The following is a 24146-nucleotide window of genomic DNA, read 5'->3' as shown; positions in this document are numbered from 1 at the left end:
TTGTAATTGGTATTTTTTTGGATGATTTCATTCTTTTATTTCGCCTAGAGGCGAAATGAAACGCCGCTTGATAGCAACAAGGCAACAAGCGGCGTTGTAATATGAGCCTGCGATTTAATCTACGATCTATAGTCTGCGTTGATCTTCACGTAGTCATACGAAAAATCGCATGTCCATACCGTGGCATCTGCCGATCCGCGATTCAGCACGACACGCACCAGAATATCGCTTTCCTTCATCACCGCCGCGCCCTGTTCTTCAACATAGGCCGCTGCACGGCCACCTTTTTCAGCCACCAGTACATCGCCCAGGTAAAGCTGCAGGGTATTCACGTCCAGGTCATCCACCCCGGCATAGCCTATCGCTGCCAGGATACGCCCCAGGTTAGGGTCAGAAGCAAAGAACGCGGTCTTGATCAGCGGTGAATGTGCGATCGCGTAGGCGACTTTGCGGCATTCTTCCTCGTCTTTACCTGCTTGGACCTGAATAGTCATAAACTTGGTCGCGCCTTCGCCATCACGCACAATGGCTTGTGCAAGTTCTGTGGCTACCTCTGTCAGTGCATCACGCAGGCTGGTGAAGTCAGCACTTTGTTCAGTGATCTCAGCGTTGCCGGCCTGGCCGGTCGCCATCAGGATCAGGCTGTCGTTGGTGCTGGTGTCGCCATCGACGGTGATACAGTTGAATGACCTGTTCACCGCGTGCTGGATGATCTTGTCCAAAGCGGCCTGGCTGATCGCGGCGTCGGTCGCGATGTAACCCAGCATGGTCGCCATGTTGGGATGTATCATGCCTGAGCCTTTGCTGATGCCGGTGATGGTCACCGACTTGCCACCTATGGTGAGTGTGCGCGAAGTGCCTTTGGCGACGATATCGGTGGTCATGATCGCTTCGGCAGCATTCAGCCAGCTATCCGTTTGCAGATTCGCCACCGCAGCGGGGATGCCGGCCAGTAATCTTTCCATAGGCAGGGTTTCCAGGATCACCCCGGTCGAGAATGGTAATACCTGCGTCGGGCTGATATTCAGCGCCTGGGCAACGGCGATGCAGCTGGCTCGGGCATCATTCAGCCCTTGCTGGCCGGTGCCGGCATTGGCACAGCCGGTGTTGACCAGTAAGGCGCGTATGCCGTTGCCCAGTTGCAGGTGTTCTTTGCAGACTGTCACCGGCGCCGCACAAAAGCGGTTCAGGGTGAACACGCCGGATACGCTGCTGCCCTCGGGCACGGTGATGACCAGCACATCCTTGCGGTTGGGTTTGCGGATATGTGCTTGCGTGAAACCGAGTTGTACACCTGCAACAGGTAATAGATCTTGCGCCAGGGGCGCGCTTAATTTAACGGGCATCCGTTTTCCTTCACTATCTCAAAAGAACAGTTTTTTAATCATGTCAGGCGCGGCGCCAGGTGGTGCCTTGTGCGGTATCTTCCAGTACTATGCCTGCGTCAGACAAGGCTTTGCGGATGCGGTCCGCTTCGGCAAAGTCTTTGGCTTTTTTGGCACTGATGCGCGCAGTGATCAGGCTGTCGATGTCCAGTTCGCCGGTCGCATCGTCACCCTGGATATCACCCTGCATAAAAGCTTGCGGGTCACGTTGCAACAAGCCGACAATACCGGCCAATTGTTTCAATAATGCGGCAGTGTGCTGCGATCTGTCCTTGTTCAGGTCATTGGCCAGTTCAAACAATACAGCCAGTGCTTCTGCGGTATTAAAGTCGTCGTCCATGGCGGCTTTGAATCTGGCGGCCTGCGCCTGTTGCCAGTCTATGTCTATGGTCGGCACTTGATCTGTGTTAGGCACATCCACGCCACGCAGTGCGGTGTATAAGCGCGTTAATGAAGCTTTGGCATCGTCCAGATGTTTGTCCGAGTAATTGAGCGGGCTGCGGTAATGTGCACGCAGGATAAAAAAGCGCACCACTTCAGGGTCGTATTTTTCCAGCACTTCACGGATGGTGAAAAAATTGCCCAGCGATTTGGACATTTTCTCGTCATCTACACGCACAAAGCCATTGTGCAGCCAGTAGTTAGCCATGGTGCAACCATGGGTGGCTTCGGATTGCGCGATCTCGTTTTCGTGGTGCGGAAACTGCAGGTCCTGGCCACCGCCATGAATATCAAAGTGCTGGCCCAGCAGCTCGGCGCTCATGGCCGAACATTCGATATGCCAGCCCGGGCGGCCATTGCCCCAGGGCGATTCCCAGTAAGGTTCGCCGGCTTTGGCCGATTTCCATAATACAAAATCCAGCGGGTCGTGTTTGTGGCCGTCCACGTCTACCCGCTCGCCAGCGCGCAAGTCATCCAGTGTTTTGCCGGATAATTTGCCGTAATCATTAAAGCTGCGCACTTTATAAAACACGTCGCCATTGTCGGCCTGGTAGGCAAAACCTTTTGCGATCAGCTGGCTGATCATGTCCAGCATACCTTGCACGTGCTCGGTGGCACGCGGCTCGATATCCGGGCGTATGATGCCCAGCTTGGCTGAATCTTCGTCCATGGCGGTGATGAAACGCTGGGTCAGACTTAATATGGATTCGTTGTTTTCACTGGCACGTTTGATGATTTTGTCGTCAATATCGGTGATGTTACGCACATAAGTCACGTCGTAACCGCTGGCGCGGAACCAGCGTGCGACCATGTCAAACACCACCATCACCCGTGCATGGCCCAAATGACAAAAGTCATACACTGTCATGCCACAGACATACATGCGTACTTTATTGGGCTGGATAGGCTTGAAATCTTGCTTGCTGCGGGTAAGGGTGTTGTGTAGTTTTAACATGCTAACAAATGTAATGTGGATTAATGCGTGATAAAATTAGCAGAAATAAGGGAGTGTTTGGCAAGCGTTGAACAAATGTTTTTTTGTGCCTGGCTTAACATTGTGACAATCCGCTTGTTTGTTGTCAGGCAAATGCTTAAAACGCGAATAGATATAGAAATCATTGCGTAATAATCACCTAAATCTGCACTGTCTCTTGTACAATTCAAGTATAACATACTGCTAAAAATCAACGATTGCTCAGGTAATTAACTCATGAATGCAACATTAAAAAAATACTTGCTGGTATTCAGTGTCATTTTCAGTCAGGCCGCTTTGTCTCATGTGGTGATGGCCGGCCAAACCAACGTCGAACTTCGCGAAATCAATCAGCTGTCAGAGCAGGGTAACCAGGCGGCGGCACTCGATAAAGTCAACACCTACCTGTCTGCCAACCCCAAGAATGCTGAAGCCATGTTTATGCGCGGCGTCATTCTGGTCGAACTGGGCAAGCGTGATGATGCCATCAAAGCATTCACTGACCTGTCCGAGAAGTTTCCCAACCTGCCGGAACCCTACAATAACCTGGCCGTTTTATATGCAGATCAGGGCCAGTATGACAAAGCGCGTAAAGCGCTTGAGTCTGCCATCAAGACCCACCCTAGCTATGCCACCGCCCATGAGAATCTGGGTGATATCTATGCGCGCATGGCTTCTGAAGCTTATGACAAGGCGCTCAAGCTGGATACTTCCAACAGCCGTGCACAAAACAAACTGGCCATGATCACCGATCTGTTCGGCGGTAAACGTGCAGTCGCCCGTCCGGCCACTGCGGTGCCTGCCAACCCGCCGGCAGCTAGCGCCCCTGTGATGCCGCCGGGCAGCAGTACCCCGACTGTGACCCCGCCAGCGAATCCGGCGCCAACTGTGGCTACGCCGCCTGCTGTGGTCGAGAGCAAAAAACCTGTGGTAACGGAAAGTAAGCCGGTTGAAGCCAAGCCGGCTGAATCCAAACCGGCAGTGGACCAGCAGGAGCAGGCTGTCATCGAGGCGGTCAATGCGTGGGCAGATGCCTGGGCAGCACAAAACGTGGATCGCTACCTGGATAGTTATGCCCGCGATTTCAAGACCCCCGCCGGTGAGACACGCAAACAATGGGAAACCACCCGGCGTGACCGAGTCAGCCGTCCGGCCAAGATCTCAGTGAATCTGCAGAATATTTCTGTGAAGATGGAAAGCCAGACATCGGCAAAAGCCACTTTCAGGCAGGTTTACAAGGCGACAGGCCTGGATGCCAACTCCAATAAAACCCTGAATCTGGTTAAAGAAGGTTCACGCTGGTTGATCAAGCAGGAGCGGGTAGGCAAGTTTTAAGGCATGTGTGCGCTGAATTTGGTCGTAAAAGCCGGAAATATCCAGCGAATTCAGCGAGTTGCGCGCAGTTTTTGAATTAACGAATGTATAATATCGGCATGAGAAGTTTGAGAAAATATTGCTGTATCGCATTTGTGAGCGCTGCGCTATTGCCGTGGAACGCAACCGCGGTGAACCATGAGGCGTTGACCACGCGCCTGTTCATACAAAATAAGAACACCGGCAGCGTAGAACGCATGCTGGTGCAGACTCTGCAGGCCATCAAGGAAGGCCGACTGCAACAGGCGCTGGATTACGTAGACCAGTTGTTGAAGATCTCTCCCAACTTCGCGCTTGCCCACCTCATTCATGGAGATCTGCTCTCAGCCAAAGCCCGTATCCTCAATGGCTTTGGCGATGCCAATGCAGCCAATCTCAACCGTATACAGGATCTCAAAGACGAAGCCGAGACCCGTATCCGCAATTATTTCGACCAGGATCGTGGCCTGACCCAGCCTAACCTGCTGGTAGAGCTGTCTGAAAAGCAAACCCATGTGTTGTTCGTCGATACTGCGCGCTCGCGTTTGTATGTCTACGAAAAAAGCCACAAAGATACACTCAAGTATCTGGCGGATTACTATGTCACTATCGGCAAGAACGGCATCGGTAAAAAAGACCAGGGCGATAAACGCACCCCTATAGGCGTTTACTTCGCGTCGCGGAAACTTAATCGTCCATTGCCTGATCTATATGGTGACGCTGCTTACCCGCTCAACTACCCGAACGAGATCGATAGCTACGAGCGCAAGACTGGTTCCGGCATCTGGATACATGGTACACCGCGTGATACTTACAGCCGTCCGCCGCGGGCCAGTGATGGTTGTGTGGTGCTTTCCAATCCGGACATGAAAGCCTTGCAGGACATTTTGCAGCTTGGCAACACGCCGGTAGTGATAGGGGTCAATTTTCAGTGGATCAGCCCTGAGTCGCTCAAGCAGCAGGCGCAGGCGAAGTCTGCCCTGAAAGTGGCGCTGGAAGACTGGCGCAAGGATTGGGTGTCGCAGAACACCGATGCGTATCTGGCGCATTATGCCGGCGATTTCTTTTATTCTGAGGGTGGCCTGAGCAAGTGGTCAGGTTACAAGCGCCAGATACAGGCGAACAAGCCTAAGGTAAGTATCAACCTGTCGGAAGTCAGCATGTTTACTTATCCGAATTCGGCCAAAAATATGGTGGTGGTTGATTTTGAGCAGGAATATATCAGCCCTGCCTTACGCAACGTCATGAAAAAACGCCAGTATTGGGTACAGGAAAACGGGCAATGGAAAATCTTATATGAAGGGTCAGCTTGATGCGTAAACTGATAGGTTTATTTTTATTGTGTACGATGACAGCGATGTCATCCGTGACTGCTGCAACGCAAGTCACATTTGAAACCAACCAGGGCAATTTCACGGTAGAAGTCTATGCCGACAAAGCGCCCAAGACGGTAGAGAATTTTCTGCAATATGTAAAAGAAGGCTTTTATACCAATACGGTGTTTCACCGGGTGATCAGCCGCTTTATGGTGCAAGGTGGCGGCTTTGACCGTGATTATGCCGAAAAGCCTACCCGCGCACCCATAGTCAATGAGTCCAACAACGGCCTGCTCAACACGACTGGTACCATTGCCATGGCACGTACACAAGACCCTAATTCTGCCACGGCACAGTTTTACCTGAATGTGGCGGATAACCAGTTTTTGAATTACACCAGCCCGGAAGCCAGCATGATAGGCTATTGCGTGTTTGGTAAAGTGGTTTCGGGCATGGACGTGGTATTCAAGATCAGTAACCTGCCTACCGGCAACCAGCGTGGTATGTCTGACGTGCCTATCCGCACTGTGATCATCAAGCGCGCGACTATAGTCGGCGGCAAGTAATCTTCACTCTATTCAAGCCGCTTTAGTGTTGCTGCATGACACTGAAGCGTCAATTCAAATCAATTAACGGAGAATGTTTTGGTAAAACTCACTACCAACTTTGGCGATATCACTATCGAATTATTTGCTGATAAAGCACCCATCACAGTAGCTAACTTTTTAAGCTATGTTGAAAAAGGTTTTTACGATGGCGTGATCTTTCATCGCGTAATCAATGACTTTATGATCCAGGGTGGTGGTTTTGATGCCAACATGAAGCAAAAAGCAACCGATGCCACTATCAAGAACGAAGCAGATAACGGTTTATCCAACGACAAATACACGCTGGCAATGGCACGCACCATGGTGCCCGATTCTGCTTCAGCGCAGTTTTTCATCAACGTGAAAGACAATGATTTTCTCAATTTCACTTCAGCGACTACCCAGGGCTGGGGCTACTGTGTGTTTGCCAAAGTGGTTGAAGGGACTGATGTCGTTGACAAGATCAAAACCGTGGCCACTGCTAACCGTGCCGGTCACCAGGATGTGCCTGTTGAGCCTGTGATCATCGAAAAAGCAGTTGTCCTTGCTTAAGGCATGACTACCTGGATCATTTCAGATCTGCACCTGAGTGCGCAAAGGCCTGCGGTAACGCAGGCTTTTTTGCATTGGCTGCAGGCTGAGGTCACACAGGCCGAAGCGCTCTATATCCTGGGCGATTTTGTTGAGGTGTGGGTGGGTGATGATGTGCTGGAGGACGCTGAGCATGGCGCCGAATTCCGGCCGGTGGTCGACGCTTTAAGCCGCTTGTCGGCCAGCGGCGTCAAACTTTATTTCATGCACGGTAACCGCGACTTTTTGATAGGCGCACAGTTTGCCCAAGCCTGTGGCCTGCAGTTGCTGGCTGACCCGACCATGATACAGTGTGGGGCAAAACGTATCCTGCTGTCGCATGGCGATGCCTTGTGCACTGATGATCTGGCTTACCAGCAGTTCCGCAGCCAGGTGCGCAGCACGCAGTGGCAGCAGGCTTTTCTTGCCCAGTCGCTGGCTGCCCGTATCGCCTTCGCCGGGCAGGCGCGTAGCCAAAGCACGCAAAACAAAGCCATGCAGCCTGTCGCTATCATGGATGTCAATCCAGCGGCTGTGCTGCAACTGATGCGTGAACACGATTATCCTGAGGTGTTGCTGCACGGACATACGCACCGGCCTGATGTGCATACGTTAACGGTGGATGGGCATGCCTGCCAACGCTGGGTGCTGGGGGACTGGCATGACACCGCCGTCGTTTGCCGCCTGAATGATAAAGCCATGGAGCTGGTCACATTACCATTGCTGGCGTGAGGCAAACACTGCCAGGGTCAATAAAAAAGCGCCCGCTTTAAAGTGGGCGCTTTTTTTACGTCATCATGCTGGAACAGCGTTGCAGACAGTGATTCTTGCCTTATTTGCGCAGTTGCTGACCAAACTCATTGGGCCTGGCCTGCGCAGCGATCTTGTCCAGTACACCGTTGATATACTTGTGGCCATCGATGCCACCAAAGGTTTTGGCCAGCTCTACGCCTTCATTGATCACTACGCGGTAGGGGATGCTGACATCAAACATCAGTTCATAACCTGAAATGCGCAGAATGGCATGTTCAATAGGGCTGAGTTCGTCCAGCTGGCGGTCGATAAACTGGCTGATCATATTATCTACATCCGCGGTGTGGTCGAGTACCCCGGTCAGCAATTGTTTAAAGTAAGCTTCGTCCGCCTTGTTGTAATCCGGGTCATCCAGGCTGTCCAGGCGTAACTGTTTCACATCGCCGGCATTCATGCGGTTGCGATAGAGCGCTTTTAGGGCCAGTTCGCGTGATTTTCGGCGGTTTTTACTGCTTTTGCCTTTGCTCGCCGAAGATTGCGGTTTATCTGGCGCTGGGGTCTGGTCCTGGCTCATAGTGCGTTTACCAGATTAGTCATTTCAATCGCGACTTGTGCTGCTTCAGCGCCTTTGACTGCGATACGCGCTTCGGCCTGTTCATCGTTTTCAGTAGTGAGGATGGCATTGGCGACAGGTACGCCGGTGTCACGCTGAACTTCAGAGATGCCGCGTGCCGATTCATTGGAAACCACCTCAAAGTGATAGGTCTCGCCGCGTATGATGGCACCCAGTGCGATCAGCGCGTCATACGACTCAGTCAGTGCCATGTGTTGCAACACCAGAGGCGTTTCCAGTGCGCCTGGCACAGTGGCCAGCGTGATGTCTTCGGCTTTCACGCCCAGTTTCAACAGTTCCTGCTCGCAGGCTTGCAGCAGGCCGGCACCGATATTGTCATTAAAACGTGAGAGAACGATACCGATCTTTTTGCCGGTACCATCCAGATTTGGGGAGATTTTGTTCACTTGGGAATCCGTGGGCTAATGCTTAAAACCGCTATTTTAACCCAAACGGCCCACCTCGCGTTTGATTGAATGTAGGCCAGTCTAAAAAGTGTGCCTGGACGCCACTTTTCAGACTGGTTATGCCATCAACGCTGGCGGTGATCTGCGCTAGGCGAACAGCGCCCAGGCCTTTTGCACGGTCATGGAGATACCATAGGTGATGGGTATCAATACCGCCAGCCATGCCAGCCTGACCAGCCATGCCGGGCTGGGTTTGCCATCAGCGGCAAGTTTGACCACTTTAGCATTCACGTCTTTGGCTTTGCCCAGCGATTGCTCAGCGGCCAGCTCGGCGTCTGTCATAAAGTATTTGCTGGCGACCGGCCTTACCAGCAGGTTGGCAACAAAGCCTATGCCGAGTAGCGCGGCCAGAGTCAGGAAGATGGGCGCGTAAATATCTGCAAACGGTGTTTTCGCTTCCAGACGCACATCGTGCATATAGTTGACGATCACCGGCCCGACGATGCCGGCAGTGGACCAGGCAGTGAGCAGGCGGCCATGGATAGCGCCGACAAACTGGGTGCCGAACAGGTCAGCCAGATAGGCCGGGATAGTGGCAAAGCCGCCGCCGTACATGGAGGCGATCACGCAGAAGGCGACCAGGAACAAGGCCAGCTGATGATGGTTGGCAGCATAAGTGGCCGTGATATACATCAATGCGCCCAGCACAAAAAAGATAAAGTAGGTGTTGCGCCGCCCGAGTTTGTCTGAAGAGGTGGCCCAGCCTATGCGGCCAAAGATATTAAATACCGAGATCAGGCCGACGAAGCCGGCACCTACCGCTGCCGCAGCGACCGTCAGCGTTTCATCCGCCTTGATATCGGCAAAACTCAACGTCGGCTGCCCTATCAGTTTGCCGCCAAAAGTCTCCTGCAACATGGGCGCGGCGGCACCTATGATGCCGATGGCAGCCGAGACGTTCATGCACAGGATCAGCCATAGCAGCCAGAACTGCGGTGTTTTATGCGCGTTTTTCAGGTGCACATGCTTGTTCACCACCATGCGTTTGTGCTGCTGGTCCGGCGGTGTCCAGCCTTCGGGTTTCCAGTTGGCGGCCGGAATGCGGTAGCCCAGGGAGCCGCAAGTCATGAAGATGGTATAGACGATGGCGAGCACGACAAATGTTTGCCAAACGCCAGGCGCGCTAGGTGTGGCGAATACGCTCATCAGCTTGGTCGCCAGTGGTGAGCCTATCATGGCGCCGCCACCAAAGCCCATGATGGCCATGCCGGTGGCCATGCCACGGCGGTCAGGAAACCATTTGATCAGGGTAGACACCGGCGAGATATAGCCCAGGCCCAGGCCTATGCCGCCTATGATGCCACTGCCCAGCCACATCATCCATAGCTGGTGGTGATACACACCAAAAGCCGAGATCAGCAGGCCACCGCACCAGCAGAGTGTGGCGACCAGGCCGGCCTTGCGCGGGCCTGCCCGTTCCAGCCAGCCACCCCACAGCGCCGCCGAGCAACCTAGCAGCACGAAAAACAGGGTATACATCCAGCCAAGGTCGAACTGGGTCCAGTTGCAATCGGTGGCAAACAGCGCCTCGCCGGTGCCGGCCAGTTTGTCGGCAAAAGTAGTGGCACCTGCAGCACAGGCTGCGAGAGGGGCATCATCTGGCCCAGTCAGGGCGGTGCCCAGGGGTTTCCAGAACACGCTGAAACCATACGCCATACCTATCGATAAATGTACTGCTAATGCGGCTGGCGGTACCAGCCAGCGATTAAAACCTTTACCTGCCGTGATATGTTCTTTTGACAGATTGAACAACATGTAACACCCCTTTAATTTTAAGCGGTTACATCTTGTTACAATTTGGCCTAAAAGGCAATCCGGCAGAATTTAAATTTATGTGAGTATGTCATTAAAATGTCATAATACATTCATAAACTGGCGAGCAAATACAGAAGTACTTTTGTTGAATATTGCTTAAAAGGGAGTGTCATGGCAGCAGCAAATATTTTGGTTGTAGAAGATGAGCCGGCGATTCAGGAATTGCTTGCATTGAATATTAAGCAGGCCGGACATCACGCGATTCGTGCAACCAGTGTTGAACATGCGCAAATGTTATTGCGTGAAACCATGCCGGATCTGATCCTGCTCGACTGGATGTTGCCAGGCATGAGCGGTATAGAGTTTGCGCGCCGCCTGAAATCCGACAGCCTGACCAAGGAAGTGCCTATCATCATGCTCACCGCCAGGGGCGACGAGTTTGATAAAGTGCGCGGCCTGGAAGTCGGGGCGGATGACTACGTGACCAAGCCTTTCAGTCCACGTGAATTGAATGCGCGTATCAAGGCGGTATTGCGTAGACGTGCACCGCAGATGACGGATGACCCGATAGAGATCGCTGGCCTGCACCTGGACCCGACCACCCACCGCGTCACCGGCCACAATGTGCATATACCGCTAGGCCCGACCGAGTTCAAGCTGCTGCACTTTTTTATGACTAACCCTGAACGCGTGCACAGCCGCACCCAGTTGCTGGATAAAGTCTGGGGCGACCGCGTTTTTGTAGAGGATCGCACAGTCGATGTGCATATCCGTCGTCTGCGTAACGCACTGGTGGCGTCTAACCATCAGGACATGATACAAACCGTGCGTGGCTCGGGCTACCGCTTTTCGGTACACACAGACCCCGGCAATTAGTAAAACCGCCTGCCGCCCACATTGTTTAAATGAATTTTGGGCGTAGGGGCGGGCGCGCTCTATCCTAAGGCCTGGCGTCGTGATACGCTTGCGAGTTCGTTTTTCATGTTCGTCGTGCCTATGAAACCTGCGCCTGCCCACTTTTATTCTGCCTCAACGCTGACCTGGCTGACGCGCCTGTTCTGGCTGGGTTTGATAGGCTGGGTCGCGCTGACCTTCAGGCAGCATGGCATCAGTAATGACGAGTATGTGCAGCATACTTACGGGCAGATGTTACTGGACTGGTACCGCTCCGGCTTTACTGACCAGGACGCATTTCATTACCGCAATCTTTACCTGTATGGCGGCCTGTTCGATATCATCGCCGCCGCGCTGGACCCGTATATTCCCATCATGATCTGGGATATACGCCACCTGCTCTCTGCCTTGTTTGGCCTGCTTGGTTTCTATGGTGTTTCCCGCTTTGCCCATCTGCTAGGCGGCCAGCGTCTGGCCTTGCTGTCTATGGCGCTGTTGCTGCTGACCGTCTCCTGGTCTGGCACCATGTTCACCCATACCAAGGATGTGCCATTTGCCACCTGCATGCTGTGGGCGCTATATGCCACGGCATTGGTGGTACGCGATATGGAAAACGTCAGTGGCAGAGCCATCGTGTTGCTGGGGTTTGCTGTCGGCGGCGCATTGGGCTTGCGCGTAGGGGGTGCCTTCGCTGTCATCTACCTGATCCTGCTGGTAGGGTGGCGGGCCTGGCTGGATCATCGGCACCACGGCTCGCCGGTGTTCTCCCGCTTATTGCGTATGGTGCTGGTGTTGCTGCCAGCCGCAGTGCTGGCATTCGTGTTCATGGCGATCTGTTGGCCCTGGAGCGTGATCGATATAGACAATATGCTGGAAGCGGCTGAGTCGTTCTCGCATTTTGATTTTAATATGCAAACCATGGCTAATGGCGTCATGTACAACATCGGTGACGTACCGCGCAGCTATCTGTTCCAGTACCTGGCGGTGAAACTGCCGGAAGCCGCCTTGCTGGGCTTGGCCGCCTTGCCTGTGCTGTGGCTGCTATGCCGCAAAGCCTGCGCAACAGCGGATATGCAAACGCGCATCATCTTGCACACGCTGTTGCTAGGTATAGTGTTTCCTCTGGCATTTGTGCTCAACGACAAGCCCGCGCTCTACAACGGCGTGCGTCACTTCACTTTCCTGCTGCCCTTGCTGGCTATCCTCTCTGCCTGGTCGGTGGTGACAGTCTGGCAGGCACTGGCCAACAGCAAGCTGGCTGGCGCTGCCATGTACCAGGGCTTGTGGGCTGGGGTGATGGCGGGTTTGATGCTGGTCACCCTGGTCGATATCGTGCAGCTGCACCCTTATGAATATGTGCGACTCAACCGGCTGGCAGGCGACCAGAAACAGGCGCAGTTCAAGTGGGAGGACGATTACTGGTCCAGCGCCCTGCGCGCAGCGGCCGATCAGTTGCTGGATATGAAATTGCCTGCACGACCCGGGCCTTACTGGGTAGGGGCCTGCGTGGATACACCGCAGATAGAGCCATATCTGGACGGCCGTTTCAGCGTGACACGCAAGTGGGAAGAAGCCGATTTTTACCTGTCCACCACCAATATGCATTGCCATGAAGTCATGCAGGGTAAAGTGATCATCAATATCCAGCGTCAGGGCATGTCGCTGGCGGTGGTGAAAGACCGGCGCCAGCTACAAGGCAAGGACAGGTTGGCGACACCCGCCAAAAACTAGCTTAATCCGCTACAATCCCATCAGTTCATTACCAGATGTAATGCCATGACTATCATAGATACAGCACGCCCTGCCGCACAGCCGCATATCACGGTGATGGTGCCGGCTTATAACGAAGAAAAAAATATCGCCAGCACATTGCAGAACATCAGTGGTGTGTTGCAGCAAATGTCGCCGCACTGGGATATCGTGGTGGTCGATGATGGCAGCCGTGACCACACTGCGCAAGTGGTGCAGACGCTGGTGGATATCCATCATGTCACCCTGGTCAGATTCTCCAGGAACTTTGGCAAGGAAAACGCCATCAGTGCCGGGCTGAGCTATGCCAAAGGCGATTGCGTGATCTGTATGGATGCCGATGGCCAGCACGCTTCTGAACTGATGCTGAGCATGCTGGAAAAATGGCGTGAAGGCAATGATATGGTGTATGCGGTGCGTCAGGACCGCGAACAGGAGTCCTCTTTCAAACTGTGGGGCTCGCGCGCGTTTTACCGCATGATGAGTGCCAGCAGCCATATCGAGATCCCGCGCGACGCCGGAGACTTCCGCTTGATGGACCGCAAAGTGGTCGATGCCTTGTGTGCCTTGCCTGAGCGTAACCGCTTCATGAAAGGTATTTATGCCTGGGTGGGATACAAGTCTATAGGTATCCCTTATACGCCTTTGCCCAGGCTGCATGGCGAGAGCGCTTACTCTAAACTCAAATTGATTGCACTGGCCTGGACTGGCATCACCAGTTTTTCGGTGCTGCCCCTGAGACTGGCAAGCCTGACCGGGGTGGTGCTGGCCCTGATCGCCTTTGCTTATGGCGCGGTGGTGGTGGTTGATACCCTGTTTTTCCACGAATCCATCCCTGGCTGGCCTACCGTGGTCGCCAGCATGATGTTCTTCTCCGGTGTGCAATTGCTGTTTATAGGCATACTCGGTGAATATCTTGCGCGCGTCTATGATGAAGTGAAAGGGCGGCCGCCATTTATCGTCGCTGAGGTGGTGCAACCGGCCGCGCCCTCTTCCGTGCGAACGCCAGCGCTCACCTCCGCCGCCGCTACTCCTGCGCCAGCCAAAAAGCCGGCACCGCGCCGCCGTAAACCGGCAAGTGAAACCTGATCGACCATGCAGGCTTCGCTATTGGGATTTGTCAGCATAGGTGCATTGGCCGCCGCTGTACACTATGTGATTGCCTTGCTGGCGCATGCCCTGGGCTGGCAGCCGGCCTATGCCAACTGGCTGGGTTTTGTGGTGGCTTTTCCTGTCAGTTATATAGGCCATCGCAGGTGGTCGTTTCGCGGCACCCTGGCCAGGCACCGCCAGGCTTTCCCCAGGTTTTTAGCCGTGGCGCTGCTGGGTTTTTTCGCTAACCAGCTGCTATTGTGGTTGGCACTCACTTACACGCCATTGCCTTTCTGGTTCGTGTTGGGTGTGGTGATGGTGCTGGTGGCGATCAGCACCTGGCTGCTCAGCCGTTTCTGGGCTTTTCATCATGGCTAAGGCAGTCATGGCTAAGGCAGTTATGGTTAGTGGCAAGGCATTGTTAGGTGCAGTCATGGTTAGGCGCAGGCATGGCTAAAGTCATTATCTGTGCCGATGATTATGCACAGTCAGCCGCCATCGATGCCGCCATTCTCGACCTGATAGAGCGCGGGGTGCTGACAGCGACTTCCTGCATGACGCTCAGCCCTGCCTGGCCGCAAAGTGCCGCGCAGCTGAGCCCTGATATCCGTGCCCGGGCAGATATAGGCTTGCACCTGGATTTCACCCAGTTCTCGCAGTCTATGCGCTTATCGCACCCGGCACTGGTTTTACGCAGCTTGTTCGGCTTGTTAGACCAGCGCGCTATCCGCGACAATATCCGCCAGCAGCTGGATGCCTTTGAGCAGGCGCTGGGCACGCCGCCCGACTATGTGGATGGACATTTACATGTGCACCAGCTGGCGGGCATACGTGATCTGCTGCTGGCAGAAATGCAGCAGCGCTATGCAAACTTGCCTGCGCCGCAGCGTCCGTGGCTACGCATCTCCAGCCCGCCTGAACACAGCGGTTTCAAGGCGCGCGTGATTCACTGGCTGGGGGCGAGCGCGCTGCAAACAAAAGCGCAACAGCTGGGTTTCAGGGTATCGCCGCGTTTGCTGGGGGTCTACGATTTTCAGGGGGATGCTGCGGCTTACCAGGCACACTGGCTGCACTGGTCCAGGCAGTTAAAACAGCACGCGTCTGCCAGCGCACATACCCTGCCGCCGGTGCTGATGTGCCATCCGGCGATGCCGGCCGAGGCTGTGGATGAGGGCGACCCCATTGCCAGGGCCAGGGTCATCGAGTGGCAAGTCATGCAATCAGCGGATTTTTTAACCTGGCTGGCAAAAGCCGATATTCAGCCCGTGAAAGGCTCGCATTGAATACCTCTGCATTGAATCCACTCGCATTTAAAACATTAGTACACTGGGCGCAGCAGGCACCACTCTTGCAACGTGCTGCCTTGGCCATATTGTTAGGCGCGCTGACCGTATTGGGCTTTGCCCCTTATTATCTGTTCTGGCTGCCATGGCTGACGCTGGCAGGCTTGCTGGGGTTGTGGCAAGCGGCCCGAACCACAGGTCAGGTGTTCAAGATCGGCCTGGCTTTCGGCCTGGGGCTATATTGCGTAGGCATTTACTGGATCTATATCAGCCTGCATGATTTTGGCGGCATGCCCTGGTGGTTTGCCGGTTTCAGTACCTTTTGTCTGTGTGCCTTTATGGCTTTGTTTCCGGCAGTGGCTGGCTATCTGGCAAAGCGGCTAGGCAATCTGTTGTGGGTCGCGCCTGTGTTATGGGCAGTGTCAGACTGGGTGCGTAGCTGGATCTTTACCGGCTTTCCCTGGCTGACTCTGGGCTACTCGCAGGCACCATCCAGTCCCCTGGTGGGGTTTCTGCCGGTGATAGGCGTCTATGGGGTCTCGGCATTGACAGCCGGCATCTCTGCCAGTCTGGTCTGTGCCTGGCTGCATGCCGCACACCGGCTGCGCGCATTGATGCTGACAGTGGGGCTATTGGTGACTGGCAGCCTGTTGGCATTTATTCCATGGAGCCAGCCGGTCGGTCAGCCCATCAGTGTCGCACTGTTACAAGGCAATATCAGCCAAACCATTAAATGGTCACCCGAGCAGGCCGAGCGCACCCTGAGGCAATATCTGGATATGGTGCGCATGGCAGAAGCAAAGCTGATCATTCTGCCGGAAACCGCACTACCCATATTGGCCGAGCAGATAGACCCTTCGTATATGGCCGCCCTGAAACAGCATGCGCTGAGTCAGCAAGGCGATATTCTGCTCGGGGTGGTCGAGGCTAAAAATAACAATTACTACAACAGCGCCATCAGTATCGGTGCCTCACCCGGGCAAGCCTATTCCAAAAGCCATCTGGTGCCGTTTGGTGAATATATCCCCTTAAAAAGCGTGTTTGGCTGGATCTACCGGGACTGGTTGCATATGCCGCTCAGTGATCTGTCGCGCGGCACTTCCAGAAAGCCGTTGCAGATCGCCGGGCAAAAAGTCGGCGTTAATATCTGCTATGAAGATGTGTTCGGCGAAGAGATCGCACTACAGTTGCCAGAAGCCGAATTGCTGGTGAATATCAGCAATGACGCCTGGTACGGCCGTTCGTTTGCGGCAGAACAGCATATGCAGTTCAGCCAGGTGAGGGCGATAGAGACCGGGCGTATGGTATTACGCAGCACCAATACTGGCGCCACGGCCATTATTGGCCACGATGGACAGGTCAGGCAGCATGCGCCACACGATGATGGCCTGATCCTGGTAGGCAAAGCGCAAAGCTATCAGGGCACCACCCCCTATGTGCGGTGGGGCAACACCCTGTTTATCCTGTTGAGCGTGATAGCGCTGGCCGCCGCCGTTCGCTACAAAGCCAAAGCGTAGCCTGCATAGTCAAAAAGCGGTAAGCCATGGCCATTCCGCAGTGTAGTGCAAGCGTAGTCGCTGCCATGGCGATGGCCGCCTGCCAGCATGCGGCTGTGCCTGCCGTGATGAGCACCTGATCCGCTACGCCGGCAGGGCGAATCATTTCGTACCTGTCCCTTATTCAGGTAAAATCTGCCTTTTGCATTTCATCGGATCAGGCAAAATGGTGCTGACCTTTCAACAAATCATTTTAAAACTACAAGAATACTGGGATAAACAAGGTTGTACCTTGCTGCAACCCTATGACATGGAAGTCGGTGCCGGCACCAGCCACACTGCCACCTTCCTGCGTGCTTTAGGCCCAGAGCCATGGAAAGCCGCCTATGTGCAGCCTAGCCGCCGCCCCAAGGACGGCCGTTATGGCGAGAACCCCAACCGTTTGCAGCATTATTATCAATTCCAGGTGGTGCTGAAACCGGCCCCCGCCAATATCCTGGAGCTATACCTGGGTTCGCTGGAAGCTTTGGGTTTCAACCTCAAAGAGAACGATATCCGTTTTGTCGAAGATGACTGGGAAAACCCTACCTTGGGCGCCTGGGGCCTGGGCTGGGAGGTCTGGCTCAACGGTATGGAAGTCACGCAGTTCACCTACTTCCAGCAAGTGGGCGGTATCAATTGCAAGCCTATCACCGGCGAGATCACCTATGGCCTGGAACGCCTGGCCATGTACCTGCAAGGCGTAGAAAATGTCTACGACCTGGAATATTCGCCAGGCGTGAAATACGGTGACGTGTTCTTGCAGAATGAAAAAGAACAGTCTGCCTACAACTTTGAACATAGCGATGTCGATTTCCTGCTGACCGCCTTTAACGCCCACGAAAAACAGGCCAAACACCTGATGGAAGAGAAACTGGCCTTGCCTGGCTATGAACAAGTATTGAAAGCCGCGCACACCTTTAACCTGCTGGATGCACGCGGCGCCATTTCGGTGACCGAGCGGGCTGCCTACATAGGCCGTATCCGTAACCTGGCCCGCGCAGTGGCTGCCAGCTATCTGGATAGCCGCGCCCGCATGGGTTTCCCCATGGCACCAAAAGCCTGGGCCGACGAAGTGATAGACAAACTGGCCAGCGATAAAGCCGAACAAAACAAGAAAGCCGCCGCATGAGTACCCGCAATCTGTTAGTTGAATTATTTGTAGAAGAACTGCCGCCTAAAGTGCTGCGCAAGCTGGGAGAGTCTTTCAGCGGCGTACTGGCTGATAGCTTGCAAGGATCTGGCTTGCTGGCTGCAGGCGCTGCGGTCACTACATTTGCATCGCCGCGACGCCTGGCTGCGCATATTGAGAATGTCTCTGCCAAAGCGGCTGATAAGCAGGTCGCGCAAAAGCTGATGCCTGCCACGGTAGGCCTGGATGCCAATGGCCAGGCCAGCCCTGCCTTGTTAAAAAAACTGCAGGCGCTGGGTGAGGATGAGTCTGCGGTTGCCAGGCTGCGCAAAGAGCATGATGGCAAAGCTGATATCCTGTTCCTGGATGTGACCCAGGCCGGCGCCAGCCTGCAGGAAGGCTTGCAGAAAGCCCTGGATGAAACGCTGGCTAAATTGCCTATCCCTAAAGTGATGACTTACCAGATCAACGATGGCTGGCAGAGTGTCAACTTTGTGCGCCCGGCGCATGGCCTGGTCGCTTTGCACGGCGCTGAAGTGGTCGCTGTCACCACCCTGGGCCTGACGGCCGGTAACAGCACGCAGGGCCACCGCTTTGAGGCAAAAAATCCAGTCGTGACTTTCAGTTCTGCCGATAGCTATGCGCAACAGTTAGCGGATGAGGGCGCGGTAATCGCCAGCTTTGATGCGCGGCGTGCCGAGATCGTCAGGCAACTGCAGGCAGCAGCGGCTGCGCAGAACCTGAAGCCTATCGACGATGATGCCTTGCTCGATGAGGTGACTGCGCTGGTGGAGCGCCCCAACGTGTTGCTGGGCCAGTTTGAACAGGAGTTTCTGGCGGTGCCGCAAGAGTGTCTGATCCTGACCATGAAGGCCAACCAGAAATACTTTCCCTTGCTGGATGCACAAGGCAAGCTGACCAACAAATTCCTCATCGTTTCCAATATCAACCCGGCCGATGCCAGCAAGGTGATAGGCGGCAATGAGCGTGTGGTACGCCCGCGCCTGGCAGATGCCAAGTTCTTCTTTGACCAGGATAGGAAAAAGACCCTGGACAGCCGTTTGCCCGGTTTGGCAAAAGTGGTTTACCACAACAAGCTAGGCTCACAAGGTGAACGTAACGAACGTGTGGTAGCGATTGCTTCTGCGATCGCGCAGCAGATTGGTGGCGATGGATTTGTTGCTAAAGTGGCACAAGCGGCACGTCTGTCTAAAGTGGATCTGCTGACCGATATGGTGGGTGAATTCCCGGAACTGCAAGGTATTATGGGCCGTTACTACGCCCAACACGAAGGGCTGGCTGATGATGTAGCCTATGCCATAGAAGACCATTACCGCCCGCGCTTTGCCGGGGATGACCTGCCACGCAGCCAGGTCGGTGTGGTGGTCGCACTGGCCGATAAACTGGAAACGCTGGTCGGCCTGTTCAGCATCGGTGAAAAACCGACCGGTGATAAAGACCCGTTCGCCCTGCGCCGCCAGGCACTGGGTATTTTGCGCATGCTGATGGAAACCGATCTGCCATTGGCCTTTGACCAGCTGATCGCGCAGGCCCTGAGCATATTCAATGCCAATGGCAATGGTGAAGTTGCCGAGGCTATCCAGACCTTCTGTTTTGATAGACTGGCAGTGAACCTGCGTGATCAGGGCGCCAGTGCACAGGAAGTCGATGCCGTGCTGTCGCTGTCCCCTGCGCAGTTGTCAGAAGTGCCGCGCCGTTTGGCAGCGGTACAGGCATTCGCCAGTTTGCCGGAAGCCCCTGCGCTGGCAGCTGCCAACAAGCGGGTCAGCAATATCCTGAAAAAAGTCGAAGGCGAAGTGAAGGCAGAAGTGAAGCCCGAACTGCTGCAGGAAGCCGCCGAACAGGCGCTGCATCAGGCGCTGGCCGCGAGCAAGCCAAAAGCGGACCAGTTATTTGAAGCCGGCGATTACGCGGCTTCGCTGCAAACGCTGGCTGCGCTGAAAGCGCCGGTGGATACTTTCTTTGACCAGGTCATGGTCAACGCCGAAGACCCGGCCCTGAAAGCGAACCGGCTGGGCTTGCTGGCGACCTTGCACCAGGCCATGAACCGCGTGGCAGACCTGTCGAAATTAGCCAGTTAATGTAAGACATTCCCGTGCAGCGGGAATGCCGGAGAGCCTAGATGAAACTCGTTATCCTTGATCGCGATGGTGTGATTAACCAGGACAGTGCGACCTTTATTAAAAATCCCAACGAGTGGATCCCTATCCCCGGCAGCCTGGAAGCGATCGCTTTACTGAACCAGCGCGGTTACCGCGTGGCTGTCGCCACCAACCAGTCCGGCATCGCACGCGGCTATTTTGATATGGCCACCCTGAATGCCATACACGAAAAAATGCACAAAGCCGTCGCACAGGTGGGGGGGCGCATAGATGCCGTATTCTATTGTCCGCATGCGGCCGATGACCGTTGTGACTGCCGCAAACCTAAAACCGGCATGATAGAAGAGATAGGCCTGCGCTTTAATCTTGAGCTCAACAAAGTGCCCGGCGTGGGTGATGCCTTGCGTGATCTGCAGGCCTTTGCCAAAGCAGGTTGCCAGCCATACCTGGTGCGCACCGGCAAGGGCGAAGAAACCAACAACCTTTCAACTGTGCCACCTAATACCATAGTGGTGGCCGACCTGGCTGCAGCCGTGCAGGATATCATTGCGGGAGACAGATGATGCGTCATGCACTGCTGTACGTACGTTCTCTGTTGTTTTATGTCGGGCTGTTCGCGCTGACTGTGCCATTCTCGCTGCTGGCGCTGCTATTGCTCCCCTTGCCTTCAGCCGTGACGCGCTCGCGCTGGGTGAGTCTTTGGGCAAACGCGGTGTTGTGGTGGCTGAAAGTCACCTGCAATCTGCGCTATGAAGTCAAAGGCCGCGAGCATATCCCTGCCACACCGGCAGTCATTTTGTGCAAACATCAATCGGCATGGGAAACCATCGCGCTGCAATGCATCTTCCCGCCCCAGGTGTGGGTGCTGAAAAGAGAGTTACTGCTATTGCCATTTCTTGGCTGGGCGTTGTGGGCGGTAGGCTCTATCCCCATAGACCGCAGCTCAGGCCGCGAGGCTTTGAAAAAGCTGGTTAATCACGGCAAAAACAGGCTGAAGCGCGGCTTATGGGTGGTTATTTTTCCTGAAGGCACACGCACGCCGCCGGGGTCACGCGGTAAATACCATATCGGCGGCGCCTGGCTGGCCAGCCATAGCAACAGCAGCGTGGTGCCGGTGGCGCATAATGCCGGCCGTTTCTGGCGCAAGAGTTCTATGCTGAAACATCCTGGTGTCATCCAGGTGGTGATAGGCGCGCCCATAGATACCAGCGGCCTCAAGCCGGATGCGGTCAACAAACTGGTGGAAGACTGGATAGAAACCGAGATGCAGTCTTTGTGACCGCCGCCGTATGATAGAGCAGCTGCTGCAATTGCCTGATGGGCAAACCATTCCCTACCAGCTAGACCTGCGTGTGCGCAGGACCATAGGCCTTAAGATCACTGCCCAGGGCCTGGTGGTGCATGCGCCGAAACGCATAGCTGCCAGCCAGCTGCAACAGGTGTTGCTGCAAAAAGCGCGCTGGATACAGCAAAAACTCGCCTTGCGGGAAGTCAACCAGGTCAGCCCCATGCAGTGGGTGGATGGCGAACCCTTGCTGTTTATGGGCCAGGATATCGTGCTCACCCTGCAACATCATGCCACCAGTAAAGCGGTGGTGCTGCAGGGTAACCAGTTGCTGGTGCGCTCGCCGCAGGTAGACCAGCCGGCGTTTGTCGCCCGCAAAGTATTGCAGTGGTTCGCCCAGCAGGCCTTGCCGGATTTTAAGCGGCGGGTAGAGTTGGTGGCGGCGCAGATGGGTGAAAAAGTGAATTCTGTAGCGCTGTCGAATGCGCGTTCACGCTGGGGCAGTTGCAATAGCCGCAAGCAGATACGCCTGAACTGGCGCCTGATCCAGGCGCCACCGCACATCATCCAGTATGTGATCTGCCATGAAATGGCCCATCTCAGGGAGATGAACCATTCTGCCAAGTTCTATGCGGTGCAGGCCAGCCTGTTTCCCAATCATGAGCAGGCGGAAAAAGAACTGAAGTCACTGTCGTCTATCTTGCACCGCATCGCGTGATCAACGGCGCGCGCCATGCGTGCCTGCCTGCAAATTACCAGACGCGATATTCCTGGCCGGTCTCAAACCCTTCCACACTTCTCTGGTAGGCGAGCGCCACTTTGGCACCCGGCGCTGCTTCCAGCCCTGGGAAAGCCGCGCCATAGATATGCCATGATTCTTCCAGCACCGTAGGGCTGACCACATTGATACGACGGTCTTGTTTTAACTCCAGCGCTGCGCCTTTGACAAAGCCATCGACTGCCGCATTCACGGTGGAGAAATTGCTGCCGCCAAAAGTCGGGTTGTGGCTCAGGCTGCCGCTGGTCAAAGTAATGGAGCCGCCTTCGTTCAGGTAATGCTGGCCTATCAGGGTGATATTCACCTGGCCCAATAATTTGCTGTTCAGGCCCAGGCTGAACTGGTCTGAGGTCATGTCTTTCATGGCGCCGAAATGCACATCGCCGGCAGTCACCACGATGGCATCCACTTTGCCGACCTGCGCGAATAGTTGACGGATACTGCTCTCATTGCTGATATCCACCTGGAACTGGCCGCTGGTTTTGCCGACTTCAATGATCTCGTGGCGCGGTGCAAGATTCTGCTTTACCAGTTTGCCTATAGTGCCGTTGGCACCGATAAGTAAGATTTTCATACGTTACTCCATCTGAATAATAAGGTGCAGGCATTGTGCTTGATTAATTAATGCAGATAAATCATGTAATATTAAAAATATATTTTCTTTAAAGTCATCAATATGGATAGGTTTTTAAGCATGCAAGTCTTTGTGACTGCGGTGGAAAGCGGAAGTTTTACCGTCTCGGCCAGTTTGCTCAAGATGACGCCCTCTATGGTGAGCAAGCATATCAGTGCCCTGGAAAAGCGGCTGGGCACGCCATTGCTGCAGCGCACCACCCGGCGCCAGCATCTGACCGAAGCCGGGCAAACCTATTACCAGCAGTGCAAACAGATCATGGCGCAGCTGGCGGCGGCTGAAGCCGGTGTCGAAGCCATGAGCAGTCAGCCGCAAGGCCTGCTGCGCGTGAGTGCATCAGTCTGGTTCGGCTCGCTGACACTGGCGCCGCTGGTGTGTGATTACCTGCACGCCTACCCGGAGGTGAATCTGCAGCTGTCGCTGACAGACAGGTATGTGGATATTGTCGATGAAGGCTATGACGTGGCTATCCGCATCGGCAAGCTGGCTGATTCGTCACTGATCGCGCGCAAGCTGAGCATGTTTGAAGTCGCCATTTGTGCTGCTCCCGCCTATTTGCAGCAGCATGGTGTGCCGCAGACCCCTGAGGATCTATTGCAGCATCAATGCCTGGGTTTCAGTAATTGGCATAGTCAGGGCGGCTGGAAGCAGGTCAGCCCCGACTTGAACCTTGCTGCGGCCCTGCGTTTTGAGTCAGACAATAGCCAGGCCTTGCGGGTGGCGGCAGTCAAAGGGCTGGGGATCATTTTAACGCCCAGGGCCTTGTTAAAAGCAGATATAGAGGCGGGACGGCTGACGGAGTTGCTGCCTGCTTACACACCGCCGGCCAGGCCTATACATGCGGTGTATCCGCGTAACCGCCAGTCGCAAGCCAAGCTGACCACCTTTGTCGATCACCTGATTGCGGCGTTCAGCGTGACTGCTTGATGGCCGCCACCAGCTGGTCCAGTACCGCGCTCCAGCCGGCCTCAAAGCCCATGGCCTCATGCCGTTGTTTTGACGCCGTATTCGGGTGCTGCACAAGCGCTGTATAGCGCGTACCCTTAGCGCTGGCCTGCAGCGTGATACTGGCCGTCATCAACAGTTCAGCACACTCGTGGCCTGGCGACAGCTCAGGGCTGTTTACCGGCCGGAAGCCGGGTTGCAGGGCATTGGTCCAGCTTAGTTTCTGCCCGGGGATGATCTCAAGATAGCAGCCGGTATTCGGGAACTGCTGGCCTTCCGGCGATTGCATCACGGTGTAAAAACGCCCGCCGGGCTTGAGCTCGATCTCGCATTCCACGGTTTTCCATGGCTGCGGGCAGAACCATTGTTTGAGGTGCTCAGGCGTGGTCCACGCCTGCCAGAGTTCTGCAGGAGAGGCATCGACTTCGCGTTCCAGGATAAGGTCCAGTTCCGGATTGAATGCAGTAGTCATCTCGCTTCTCC

Annotated in this window: 24 protein-coding genes; 17 read left to right on the top strand and 7 right to left on the bottom strand. The window is 54.8% G+C overall.

Features of this window, described 5'->3' with window-relative positions:
• Positions 1-119: 119 nt before the first annotated feature.
• A complete protein-coding gene (argJ, locus tag ACT6RZ_RS12340; RefSeq protein ID WP_444702397.1) occupies positions 120-1346 on the bottom strand; it encodes a bifunctional glutamate N-acetyltransferase/amino-acid acetyltransferase ArgJ in 1227 nt (408 codons plus the stop codon).
• A gap of 43 nt (positions 1347-1389) precedes the next feature.
• Positions 1390-2781, bottom strand: a complete 1392-nt coding sequence (cysS, locus tag ACT6RZ_RS12335) for a cysteine--tRNA ligase (RefSeq protein ID WP_444702396.1) — start codon at positions 2779-2781, stop codon at positions 1390-1392.
• A gap of 255 nt (positions 2782-3036) precedes the next feature.
• Here cysS and ACT6RZ_RS12330 point away from each other — a divergent pair, with 255 nt between their 5' ends.
• The 5 genes from ACT6RZ_RS12330 to ACT6RZ_RS12310 all read left to right on the top strand — a co-directional run bounded on the left by ACT6RZ_RS12330 (position 3037) and on the right by ACT6RZ_RS12310 (position 7357).
• On the top strand, positions 3037-4134 hold the full coding sequence (locus ACT6RZ_RS12330; RefSeq protein WP_444702395.1) for a tetratricopeptide repeat protein: 1098 nt from the start codon (positions 3037-3039) through the stop codon (positions 4132-4134).
• Positions 4135-4217: 83 nt separating this feature from the next.
• Positions 4218-5465, top strand: coding sequence for a L,D-transpeptidase Cds6 family protein (locus tag ACT6RZ_RS12325; protein WP_444702394.1), 1248 nt, complete (start codon positions 4218-4220; stop codon positions 5463-5465).
• Complete coding sequence (locus ACT6RZ_RS12320) at positions 5465-6034, top strand: peptidylprolyl isomerase (RefSeq protein WP_444702393.1); 570 nt, start codon at positions 5465-5467, stop codon at positions 6032-6034. Before ACT6RZ_RS12325 ends, ACT6RZ_RS12320 begins: the two co-directional genes overlap by 1 nt.
• A gap of 78 nt (positions 6035-6112) precedes the next feature.
• The gene (locus ACT6RZ_RS12315) at positions 6113-6607 is read left to right on the top strand and encodes a peptidylprolyl isomerase (RefSeq protein ID WP_444702392.1); all 495 of its coding nucleotides are present in this window, start codon (positions 6113-6115) and stop codon (positions 6605-6607) included.
• Positions 6608-6610: 3 nt separating this feature from the next.
• The gene (locus tag ACT6RZ_RS12310) at positions 6611-7357 is read left to right on the top strand and encodes a UDP-2,3-diacylglucosamine diphosphatase (protein ID WP_444702391.1); all 747 of its coding nucleotides are present in this window, start codon (positions 6611-6613) and stop codon (positions 7355-7357) included.
• 100 nt (positions 7358-7457) lie between these two features.
• Here the strand turns inward: ACT6RZ_RS12310 and nusB are convergent, their stop codons facing one another.
• The 3 genes from nusB to ACT6RZ_RS12295 all read right to left on the bottom strand — a co-directional run bounded on the left by nusB (position 7458) and on the right by ACT6RZ_RS12295 (position 10213).
• Positions 7458-7952 (bottom strand): transcription antitermination factor NusB, encoded by a 495-nt coding sequence (nusB, locus tag ACT6RZ_RS12305; RefSeq protein ID WP_444702390.1) that lies wholly within the window; start codon positions 7950-7952, stop codon positions 7458-7460.
• Positions 7949-8398: a 6,7-dimethyl-8-ribityllumazine synthase gene (ribH, locus tag ACT6RZ_RS12300; RefSeq protein WP_444702389.1), complete on the bottom strand. Its 450-nt coding sequence runs from the start codon at positions 8396-8398 to the stop codon at positions 7949-7951. The genes nusB and ribH overlap by 4 nt, the downstream gene beginning before the upstream one ends.
• 147 nt (positions 8399-8545) lie before the next feature.
• Positions 8546-10213, bottom strand: coding sequence for an OFA family MFS transporter (locus ACT6RZ_RS12295; RefSeq protein ID WP_444702388.1), 1668 nt, complete (start codon positions 10211-10213; stop codon positions 8546-8548).
• 171 nt (positions 10214-10384) lie between these two features.
• On the opposite strand from ACT6RZ_RS12295, the gene phoB reads away from it, so the two are divergent.
• From phoB to ACT6RZ_RS12240, 11 genes are all read left to right on the top strand, one after another.
• Positions 10385-11089, top strand: coding sequence for a phosphate regulon transcriptional regulator PhoB (gene phoB, locus ACT6RZ_RS12290; protein WP_379057720.1), 705 nt, complete (start codon positions 10385-10387; stop codon positions 11087-11089).
• Between the two features lie 120 nt (positions 11090-11209).
• Positions 11210-12838 (top strand): glycosyltransferase family 39 protein, encoded by a 1629-nt coding sequence (locus ACT6RZ_RS12285; RefSeq protein WP_444702387.1) that lies wholly within the window; start codon positions 11210-11212, stop codon positions 12836-12838.
• 45 nt (positions 12839-12883) lie between these two features.
• Positions 12884-13945 carry a glycosyltransferase family 2 protein gene (locus ACT6RZ_RS12280; RefSeq protein ID WP_444702386.1) on the top strand — a complete coding sequence of 354 codons (1062 nt, stop codon included), beginning with the start codon at positions 12884-12886 and terminating at the stop codon, positions 13943-13945.
• A gap of 6 nt (positions 13946-13951) precedes the next feature.
• Positions 13952-14326 (top strand): GtrA family protein, encoded by a 375-nt coding sequence (locus ACT6RZ_RS12275; RefSeq protein WP_444702385.1) that lies wholly within the window; start codon positions 13952-13954, stop codon positions 14324-14326.
• Positions 14327-14397: 71 nt separating this feature from the next.
• Complete coding sequence (locus ACT6RZ_RS12270; RefSeq protein ID WP_444702384.1) at positions 14398-15231, top strand: ChbG/HpnK family deacetylase; 834 nt, start codon at positions 14398-14400, stop codon at positions 15229-15231.
• Positions 15232-15311: 80 nt separating this feature from the next.
• Positions 15312-16748 carry an apolipoprotein N-acyltransferase gene (gene lnt / locus ACT6RZ_RS12265; RefSeq protein ID WP_444702383.1) on the top strand — a complete coding sequence of 479 codons (1437 nt, stop codon included), beginning with the start codon at positions 15312-15314 and terminating at the stop codon, positions 16746-16748.
• 208 nt (positions 16749-16956) lie between these two features.
• Entirely contained in the window at positions 16957-17898 is a 942-nt protein-coding gene (gene glyQ, locus ACT6RZ_RS12260) for a glycine--tRNA ligase subunit alpha (RefSeq protein ID WP_444702382.1), read from the top strand.
• A complete protein-coding gene (glyS, locus tag ACT6RZ_RS12255) occupies positions 17895-20000 on the top strand; it encodes a glycine--tRNA ligase subunit beta (protein ID WP_444702381.1) in 2106 nt (701 codons plus the stop codon). Before glyQ ends, glyS begins: the two co-directional genes overlap by 4 nt.
• A 41-nt stretch (positions 20001-20041) precedes the next feature.
• Positions 20042-20584, top strand: coding sequence for a D-glycero-beta-D-manno-heptose 1,7-bisphosphate 7-phosphatase (gmhB, locus tag ACT6RZ_RS12250; protein WP_444702380.1), 543 nt, complete (start codon positions 20042-20044; stop codon positions 20582-20584).
• Positions 20584-21300, top strand: a complete 717-nt coding sequence (locus ACT6RZ_RS12245; protein WP_444702379.1) for a lysophospholipid acyltransferase family protein — start codon at positions 20584-20586, stop codon at positions 21298-21300. The genes gmhB and ACT6RZ_RS12245 overlap by 1 nt, the downstream gene beginning before the upstream one ends.
• A 10-nt stretch (positions 21301-21310) precedes the next feature.
• The gene (locus ACT6RZ_RS12240) at positions 21311-22024 is read left to right on the top strand and encodes a M48 family metallopeptidase (RefSeq protein ID WP_444702378.1); all 714 of its coding nucleotides are present in this window, start codon (positions 21311-21313) and stop codon (positions 22022-22024) included.
• 34 nt (positions 22025-22058) lie between these two features.
• Here ACT6RZ_RS12240 and ACT6RZ_RS12235 read toward each other — a convergent pair whose 3' ends face one another.
• Complete coding sequence (locus ACT6RZ_RS12235) at positions 22059-22658, bottom strand: short chain dehydrogenase (RefSeq protein ID WP_444702377.1); 600 nt, start codon at positions 22656-22658, stop codon at positions 22059-22061.
• A gap of 120 nt (positions 22659-22778) precedes the next feature.
• Between ACT6RZ_RS12235 and ACT6RZ_RS12230 the strand changes: the two genes are divergently transcribed.
• Positions 22779-23645 (top strand): LysR family transcriptional regulator, encoded by an 867-nt coding sequence (locus tag ACT6RZ_RS12230; RefSeq protein ID WP_444702376.1) that lies wholly within the window; start codon positions 22779-22781, stop codon positions 23643-23645.
• Here the strand turns inward: ACT6RZ_RS12230 and ACT6RZ_RS12225 are convergent.
• The gene (locus ACT6RZ_RS12225) at positions 23629-24135 is read right to left on the bottom strand and encodes an SRPBCC family protein (RefSeq protein WP_444702375.1); all 507 of its coding nucleotides are present in this window, start codon (positions 24133-24135) and stop codon (positions 23629-23631) included. The genes ACT6RZ_RS12230 and ACT6RZ_RS12225 overlap by 17 nt on opposite strands.
• Positions 24136-24146 lie beyond the last annotated feature (11 nt).

Source organism: Methylophilus sp. (assembly GCF_052437885.1).
Lineage (GTDB): Bacteria > Pseudomonadota > Gammaproteobacteria > Burkholderiales > Methylophilaceae > Methylophilus.
Note: the sequence above shows the minus strand (reverse complement) of the source record. Positions and strands in the feature narration are given on the sequence as shown.